The organism is Algibacter luteus (assembly GCF_900141715.1).
Lineage (GTDB): Bacteria > Bacteroidota > Bacteroidia > Flavobacteriales > Flavobacteriaceae > Arenitalea > Arenitalea lutea.
This window is the reverse complement of sequence record NZ_FQYK01000004.1, coordinates 358,337-367,171: the sequence shown is the minus strand read 5'-3', so window position 1 is coordinate 367,171 and position 8,835 is coordinate 358,337. Positions and strand designations below refer to the sequence as shown.

6 protein-coding genes are annotated in these 8,835 nt (G+C 32.5%); 5 read left to right on the top strand and 1 reads right to left on the bottom strand.

The window, feature by feature from the left end:
* From BUA46_RS10065 to BUA46_RS10045, 5 genes are all read left to right on the top strand, one after another.
* On the top strand, positions 1–2,088 hold a 2,088-nt coding region (locus tag BUA46_RS10065; protein ID WP_143148111.1), incomplete at its 5' end, for a T9SS type B sorting domain-containing protein.
* Between the two features lie 11 nt (positions 2,089–2,099).
* Positions 2,100–3,026, top strand: a complete 927-nt coding sequence (locus BUA46_RS10060) for a PorP/SprF family type IX secretion system membrane protein (protein WP_019386380.1) — start codon at positions 2,100–2,102, stop codon at positions 3,024–3,026.
* A 13-nt stretch (positions 3,027–3,039) separates the two neighbouring features.
* A complete protein-coding gene (locus BUA46_RS10055; protein ID WP_237714650.1) occupies positions 3,040–4,965 on the top strand; it encodes an OmpA family protein in 1,926 nt (641 codons plus the stop codon).
* A gap of 76 nt (positions 4,966–5,041) precedes the next feature.
* Positions 5,042–6,970: an OmpA family protein gene (locus BUA46_RS10050; RefSeq protein ID WP_019386382.1), complete on the top strand. Its 1,929-nt coding sequence runs from the start codon at positions 5,042–5,044 to the stop codon at positions 6,968–6,970.
* Positions 6,971–7,064: 94 nt separating this feature from the next.
* Complete coding sequence (locus tag BUA46_RS10045) at positions 7,065–7,805, top strand: T9SS type A sorting domain-containing protein (protein ID WP_019386383.1); 741 nt, start codon at positions 7,065–7,067, stop codon at positions 7,803–7,805.
* A gap of 498 nt (positions 7,806–8,303) precedes the next feature.
* On the opposite strand, the gene BUA46_RS10040 is transcribed toward BUA46_RS10045, so the two are convergent.
* A complete protein-coding gene (locus BUA46_RS10040) occupies positions 8,304–8,801 on the bottom strand; it encodes a CAP domain-containing protein (RefSeq protein ID WP_019386384.1) in 498 nt (165 codons plus the stop codon).
* Positions 8,802–8,835: the final 34 nt, after the last annotated feature.

The window sequence follows — 8,835 nt, the reverse complement described above, 5'->3', positions numbered from 1 at the left end:
ACTTATACAATTGATGTGACAACGGCTCCTGTAGTACCTGCAAATGCTGGTTCTACTGTAGAGTGTATTGCGGATGCAATCCAGCCTGCTGCTCCTGCTGTAATGGATGTTTGTGGTAATCTTTTAGCACCAGTAATTACAGAGAATGCAGATCCTGTATGTGAAGGTGATAAGATTTATACGTATACTTATACCGACTGTGCTGGAAACGAATCGGTTTACACGTATACTTATACAGTTAAAGATACTATAGCTCCTGTACTTACATTACCTGCAAACGTAACAGCAGAATGTAGTGATGATTTATCAACTACTAATTTTGGTACAGCATCTGCTGTCGATAATTGTGATCCAAATCCAGTTGTTACATTTACCGACGTAACAACAAATGGTATTTGTTCTGGTAATTTTACAATTACTCGTACTTGGACTGCAACCGATGCTTGTGGTAACGTAGCTAGTGCAGATCAAATTATTTCAACGATAGACACAACTGCTCCGGAATTTGATCAAACAACGCTTCCCACAGATATTGTTGTGGAATGTGATAATATACCTGAACCAGAAGTTTTAACAGCAACTGATAATTGTGGTACAGCAACAGTATCGGTTAATGATCTAAGAACTGATGGAAATTGTCCTGGTAACTATACCATAGCGCGTACTTGGACTGCAACTGATGAGTGTGGTGTAATAAAAACTCATGTTCAAACAATAACTGTTCAAGATATTACGCCGCCAACATTCAATGGGACACTACCTTTGCCAAGAATTGTTGTAGAATGTGATGCTATACCTGCTCCAGAAACATTAACAGCTTCCGATTCATGTGGTTCGGCTACAGTAAAAGTTAGTGATTCAAGAACTAATGGTAATTGTACTAATAATTATACATTAGCTCGTACATGGGTTGCAACTGATGAATGTGGATTGACTTCTACATATACACAAATTATAGTTGTGCAGGATACTACGCCCCCTACATTTGTTGAATCTTTACCAAGAGATATCACGGTGGAGTGTGATGCAATACCAGAGGCATCAACTTTAACTGCAATTGACAATTGTGGAAATGCTACGGTTTCAGCGAGTGATGTTAGAATTAATGGAAATTGTCCATCAAATTATACAATTAACCGTACTTGGATAGCTACCGATGAATGTGGATTAACAACTACACACACTCAAGTAATAACAGTGCAAGACACAACTGCGCCTGTTCCTGCTTCGTCGATCATAAAAGAATTAAATGTGAGTTGTACAGAGATACCTGAAATTCCTGTAGTGGAGTTTACTGATAATTGCTCTTCTAATGTAATTGTAGAATTTGATGAAGTAAACACCTTTGATGAAAATGTAATCGCCGATTATCAAATCATCAGAACATGGACTGTTAGAGATGCTTGTAATAATGAAGAAGTTTATACACAAACATTAAATGTATCACTTGATGAGATTTTAACAGAAGTAGTGGCTGAAGATAGATGCTTTTTCGATGGTGCTATTAATTTAGATGACTATCTTCCTGAAGATACCTTTGGAGGTAGTTGGGAAATAATTGAAGGTAATCCAATAGCAACAGTTACAGGAAGTATTTTTGATCCAACTAACTTAGAAGCTGCATATTCTTTAGATTTTAATCCTAATACTGAAGGTATTCAATATGTAATAAGATATACTGGATTCCAAGACGGATGTATTAATATTACCGATGTAATTATGGTTATTGATGCTAAATGTAAAGTATTGCCATGTGGAGAAAAAGACATCTCTATATCAACAGCAATTACACCTAATGATGATGGTTTTAATGAATCTTTTGATATTGAAGGAATAGATTTATGTGGTTTTGTAGCCGAAGTTAAAATATTTAACCGTTGGGGTGCACTAGTATATGAGTCAAATGATTATACCTTAGGAAGTATTAAATCTGGATCAGGCGCATTTGGAGATTGGGATGGTACGTCACCAAAATCGTCAATTGGAAATAACGGAAAATTACCTAACGGAACTTACTATTATATCATTAATTTAAGAAATAGTGGATTGAGCCCATTAACCGGTCCAGTTTACTTAGGAACCAAATAACATCTTAACCTATGAAATTTTTAAAACAAAATATAATCGCTATTGCGTTGTTTAGCTGTACGGTTGGGGTTGCACAGCAATTACCACAATTTACACAGTATATGTACAACACAATCTCAATAAATCCGGCATACGCTGGTAGTAGAGAGGCATTAAGTATTGTTGGATTACACAGAAGTCAATGGGTTGGCTTTAGAGGTGGTCCAATTACTCAAACGCTTTCTATCCATACACCATTAAGAAATGATAGAGTTGGTTTAGGTTTATCTTTTATTGAAGATGATTTGGGTCCGCAAAATTTCACATATTTGTATGGTGACTTTTCTTATAGTATTCCAACTGGACAAGATGGTAAATTAGCATTTGGATTAAAAGCAGGATTTACTCAGTTTAGCTTTGATACTAGTTTCCGTTTAGATGAGGACAATTCAAACGACCCATTAATTTATGGGACTGCAGATAGATGGGCTCCAAATGTGGGTGCTGGTATTTATTGGAGTACGAATAGAATTTATGCTAGTATATCGGCACCTAGAATTTTAAACAATGATGCCAATAATAAAAACGACTTTGAAGCTCTCGATAGAATAAGTTACTATTTTACAGCTGGTGGTGTTTTAGATATTACGAAAAGTATTAAATTTAAACCAGCTGCTTTAATAAAAGCGACAAATGGAGCTCCTGTATCTTATGATTTAACTGCAAACTTTTTATTTAATGAAAAGTTTTGGTTAGGTGGCTCTTATAGAATTAACGAACAAACTGCTGCAATTGGTGGTATTGTAGACTTTCAAGTATCTAGACAATTACGTATTGGATATGCTTATGAAAAGCCAATATCTGAAATTGCAGATTATACAACCGGAACACACGAAATACTGCTTATATACGAGTTTAAATTCTTAAGTTCTAAATTAAAATCACCTAGATATTTCTAATTATAATTTTTCTATGAATACTAAAAATTTTATATTAGTTTGTATTGCATTAATGATAAGTTTCACTGCGTTTTCTCAACAAGGAAAACAAAAAAGAGCTGATACATTATTCAATAAATTTTCTTTTGTTAAAGCTGCAAAACTTTATAGAGAGCTTGTACAAGATAATTATAATAGAGACTACGCTACACGAAAGCTAGCAGATAGTTATGCATTTTTACGAGACCCAAGAAATGCCTCAAGATTTTATAAAAGTGTTGTTAAGCAAAAAAATGTTCCTATAGAATACTATTATAAGTATGCACAATCGCTTCGTGGTATGAAAAAATACGACGAATCTCAAATATGGCTAAAACGCTTCAAAGATTCAGGAGGTGTGGTTAGTTCTAATGATTTTTCAAAAGATATTAAATTTATAACTAGTGTATTTGGTGCCAAACAACAATACTTTTTAGATAGAGTTCGATTTAATTCTAAGTACAGCGATTTTGGTGCTTTTGAACATGACGGTAAAGTATATTTTGCTTCCGCTCGAGATGAAGGTGTAGCTGTTAAACGTCTATATGGTTGGAATGAACAACCCTTTTTAGATGTATATGTTACTGATGCAGGCTCTAAAAGAAATGTGGATTATACGGCTAAAGTTAAAGGTGATGTTAACTCGATATATCATGATGGACCAGTTACCATAACAAAAGATGGGAAAACCATGTATTTCTCTAGAAATAATTTTAAAGATGATATTGAAGTAAAAGATAAAAAGGGATTAACCAACATGAAAATCTATAGAGCTACTTTGGTAGATAGTTTATGGACAAATGTTGAAGATCTTTCAATTAACGGTGATAACTTTTCAACACAACACGCCGCTTTAAATATAGATGATACCAAATTGTACTTTTCTTCTGATAGACCTGGCTCAATTGGAGGATCTGATATTTGGTGCGTAGATATTGCGCCTGACGGGTCTTTAAGTAATTTGCAAAACCTAGGTAATGTAATTAATACTGAAAGTGCAGAAGGTTTTCCTTATATAAATAATGAGGGTGTTCTATTCTTCTCTTCTGATGGGCATACCGGATTAGGATTGCTGGATATTTTTGCTTCTATAAAGGGTGAAGATGAAGAAACTATTGTAGATGTTATAAACTTAGGTGTTCCTGTAAACTCAAACAAAGATGATTTTGCATTTACGATGAATGCCGATGGTATTACTGGATATTTTGCATCTAACAGACAAGGCGGACGTGGAAGCGATGATATTTATGCATTTCACAGAGAACCTGTATTACATGTTGAAGGTGTTGTGACCGATGCTATTAACACTAGTCCAGTAAAAGGCGCTAAAATTACCCTATTTGATGAAAATGATAATCAAGTAGCGTACATGGAAACCGATGAAAACGGCTATTTTCAAATTAATATAGACCGAAATAAAGACTATAAAATAGTTGCTAATCAAGATAAGTATATCTCTGATTATCGGGAATTTACCTCAAGAAATATTCAAACGGAGTTAATTACAATAAGTGCCAACTTGTTATTAAATCCAGTTCAAGATGTAGTTAAATTAGCCGAAATTGATTTAAATACAATCTATTTTAATTTTGATAGCCATAAAATCAGACCTGATGCAAGAGAGGAATTAGATAAAATAGTAAGCTTGATGCAAAACGATTATCCAGAAATGGTTATTCGTATTGAGTCGCATACAGATTCAAGAGGAGCACTTTCATACAACGATAAGCTATCTATTGATAGAGCTAACGCCACTTACGAATATTTACTATCTAAAGGTATAGATCCTACTAGAATTACAGAGCATCAAGGTTTTGGTGAACGAAGATTAACTAATGGCTGTGAAGACGGTCAAAAATGTGAAGAAAAAGATCATCAATTAAATAGACGTACACAATTTATAGTTGTAAAAATGGAATAAAAAACGCAAAACCTAATTGCGAGTATAATAGACTTTTAGTCATAAGAATAGGATTTTAATTAAATAAAGACCCCAAATGAAATTAAAAAACTACATAATAACAGGATTTATATTGCATATAGCTTTGTGCTCGTTTGCGCAAAATGATATGCAGAAAAAAGCAGATAATTTATTTAATAATTTCGCTTTTGTTCAAGCTACTAATGCTTATCATGAATTAATAGATCACGGTGTTAATACAGACCATGCCACCAGACAATTGGCCGATAGTTATGCTTTTTTGAGAAACCCAGATAGTGCTGTAGTTTATTACGAGAAAGCTGTAAAACAAAACCATGTGCCTATAGAATATTATTATAACTATTCTCAAGCATTAAGAGGTGTTAAAAACTATGAAGAGTCTAGAGTCTGGATGCAACAATTTAAAGAAGCTGGTGGTAATATTGAAGAACAAAAATATTTAAAAGATTCAGATTTTTTAAATTCTATTTTTTCTGCTAAAAAGCAATACTTATTAAAGGACGTTAGTTACAATTCAAAATACAGCGATTTTGGAGCATACGAGCATAACGGAAAAGTATATTTTGCTTCATCAAGAGATGAAGGCTCATTAAAAAAACACCGTAACGGTTGGGATGAGGAACCATTCCTTAATATCTATGCTAAAGATAAAAACTCTAATGATAGCTTAATTGGAAGTAAATTTAAACTCAAAGGCGATATAAATTCGGTATATCATGATGGTCCAATTACAATGACTAAAGATGGTAATACTATGTATTTTTCCAGAACAGATTTTATAAGAAATGTTCTAGGGAGAAATAATCAAGGCATATCAAACTTAAAAATTTATAAAGCTTCTTTGGTTGAAGGGAAATGGACTAACATCGAAGAACTTCCTTTTAATAGTAATCATTATTCTAATGGTCATCCGGCATTAAGTCCAGACGAAACAAAACTCTATTTCGCTTCAGATAGATCTGGTGGTTTTGGAGGTTCTGATATTTATTATGTTGACATAAATAATGGAAAGTATAGTAAGCCTAAAAATATTGGCAGTGTTGTTAATACAAGACATAACGAGAGATTTCCATTTGTAAATAACGAAGGTGCTTTGTTTTTCGCATCAGATGGTCATCCAGGATTAGGCATGCTTGACATTTTTGGAACCGTTAAAGATTCAAATAATAATATAATTAATGTTATTAATCTTGGTACTCCGGTAAATTCAAGTAAAGATGATTTTTCATTTTTTATGAATGAAAATGGTTTATCTGGTTATTTTGCGTCAAATAGAAAAGGAGGGGTTGGTAGTGATGATATATACGCTTTTGATAGAACACCGCAATTAACACTTCAAGGCACGGTTTTCGATGAAATTACGAATAGCCCAATTACTGATGCCAAAGTAACATTACTAGACGAGAACAATTTTCAAATTGCTGATCTCTTAACAAATGAAAAGGGGCAATTTAATATTTACTTGGATAGAGATTCAGACTATAATGTGAAAATTAGCAACGACGGATATACCGAATATTTGAAAGATGTATCCTCTAAAAATATTGAAAGAAAACAAAATGCAATTTCATTTACTTTTAACTTACAACCTTTAGCCGAAGTAGAAACTATTTCTGAGATTCCAGAATCACTAGAATTATCACCAATTTATTTTAGTTTTAATGGTTCAAATATTAGAAATGAAGATATTCAAATATTAGATGGTTTAATCCATACGATGATTAACGAATATCCTAGTATGAAAATTAGCATTGAGTCTTATACAGATGCTAGAGGCCCTGCGTCTTACAATTATAAGCTTTCTCAAATGCGAGCGATTACCACATATAACTATTTAGTGAATAATGGTATAAGTCCTGAAAGAATTATTGCATATAAGGGCTATGGTGAAGATCATATCGGAAATGGTTGTACTGACACAATAAAGTGTACAGAAGTGCAGCATCAAGCTAATAGACGTACTAGTTTCAAGATAATAAAATAAAACCAATCCAATAAAAAATTAAATCACTAACTTTATATATTGATTTAATTCTCAGTACATAAGGAAACCTAACTAATTAATACTACATTAAAATATGATTAAAAAAATTACATTTATTATTGCTTTTTTTATAATAGCTACATTAAAAGCACAAACAACATTTGATTGGGATGCTACCACAGCTGCTCCAATAGACAATGGTGATAATGTTACTCAAACCATTGATGGAATTACCACAACATTTACTATTGCAGGTTTTAACTCTGTAGGTGTAGCTAGCGGTGCCGCACAAGATGGTTCTACTGGCAATGTTATTTCTAGTTCAATTGATAGTTCTGAACCCTCTACTCCTAGCACCGATTTAGTATTTAGTTTTAGTGAAGCTGTAGATATTACATCAATTATCGCGGTGACTGGTCCACCAATAACCTTGACATTCACACCTACTGGAGGTAGTAACTCAGCGGTCGTGCAAACTGGGTATTCAGGAGGAACGGTAAATTTGAATTGGACTGGTGTAACATCATTTATAGTAACTGGCTCTAACGCTCAATTTGTTATAGGTTTTGATGATTTAATAGTTTCTAGTACTACTTTATCAGCTAATAAATTTGCATTACAAGACGTTCATGTTTATCCGAATCCTGTAAACGATTTGCTTTACATTGATAAAGCTGAAAATATAATGTCTGCAAGAGTTTACAATAGTTTAGGTCAGTTAGTATCTGAAACTAATGACAATAAAATTGATTTTAGAAAATTTAAGAGCGGAGTATATATTCTTCAAATTAATACTGATAAAGAATCAATAACCAAAAGAATTATTAAAAAATAGGAAGGTATATTATTTTATTCTTAGTGTTGTATACCCCAGAGAGTATTTTTAAGTTACAATACTCTTATTATTAATAAAATATTAAAAACCTTTAAAACAAGTTATTACTTGTTTTAAAGGTTTTTTTAGTTTATCAATGTAGCGGTTAATACATTTTAAATTGGAGGTTTATTATAGATTTGAGGATATACCAAAAGGTATCTCAATTCAATTGACGAGCATTTTATCTAGCCTGAAGTAATGATAAAAGCGAAAGAATACAATTTTAAAAGGTTTCAAGTTGTATCAATTTATTTATTAAGATAAATAAGAAAGGGCATCTATTCACTGCCGTATTCGATATAAAAATAAAAATCCTCTCGTTAGAGAGGATTTTTTCCTAAAGTTAAATTAATAATAATTAAATTATTATATAACCGATAAATTTTCATCTTAAGCTATTAATCAGTACTATTCACGGTTATTCTTTATAAGTGTTTAATATAATTTTAAACACTATTATTTTTTTATGAAAATATTGGTATAATACCATCTACCATCGGCATTTTTTTCTGCTGATACATCAAAATTAGTGTAGTCTCCTTCTAAATTTTCTTTATGAGCTTCACTTTTAATCCATGCCCTTACTACAGATTCAGCAGAACTATAACCAAAGGCTACATTTTCTGAAACAGACTTTGCGCCAGCATTAGATTTTAAATAATTACTTCTTGTGTAAAAATTATGATGAGAAACTTCATCATTGTCAACCATATAATCGGTATGACTAAAGGCTACAGATTTTACAATATCCATTTCTTGTAATGGGTTTAACCCCTCAGATAATCTGTGATTATTTATAAGTTCTAATATTTCTACTTCAATAGATTTTGCTTCTTTCGCAACAAGACTTAATTCTATCGCTTCGGCTTTATCACTAAGGTTATCTGTTGTACAAGAAGACAAAGTAAACACAGCCAACAATGCCAATACAGGCAGCTTGGTAAGTAGCTTCATAGGTTAAGCATTTTAGATTTGGTTCTGTAAAATT

Coding starts and splice junctions, on each gene's coding strand:
- BUA46_RS10055 (WP_237714650.1), top strand. CDS start 3,040: ATGAATACTAAAAATTTTATATTAGTTTGTATTGCATTAATGATAAGT.
- BUA46_RS10045 (WP_019386383.1), top strand. CDS start 7,065: ATGATTAAAAAAATTACATTTATTATTGCTTTTTTTATAATAGCTACA.
- BUA46_RS10050 (WP_019386382.1), top strand. CDS start 5,042: ATGAAATTAAAAAACTACATAATAACAGGATTTATATTGCATATAGCT.
- BUA46_RS10040 (WP_019386384.1), bottom strand. CDS start 8,801: ATGAAGCTACTTACCAAGCTGCCTGTATTGGCATTGTTGGCTGTGTTT.
- BUA46_RS10060 (WP_019386380.1), top strand. CDS start 2,100: ATGAAATTTTTAAAACAAAATATAATCGCTATTGCGTTGTTTAGCTGT.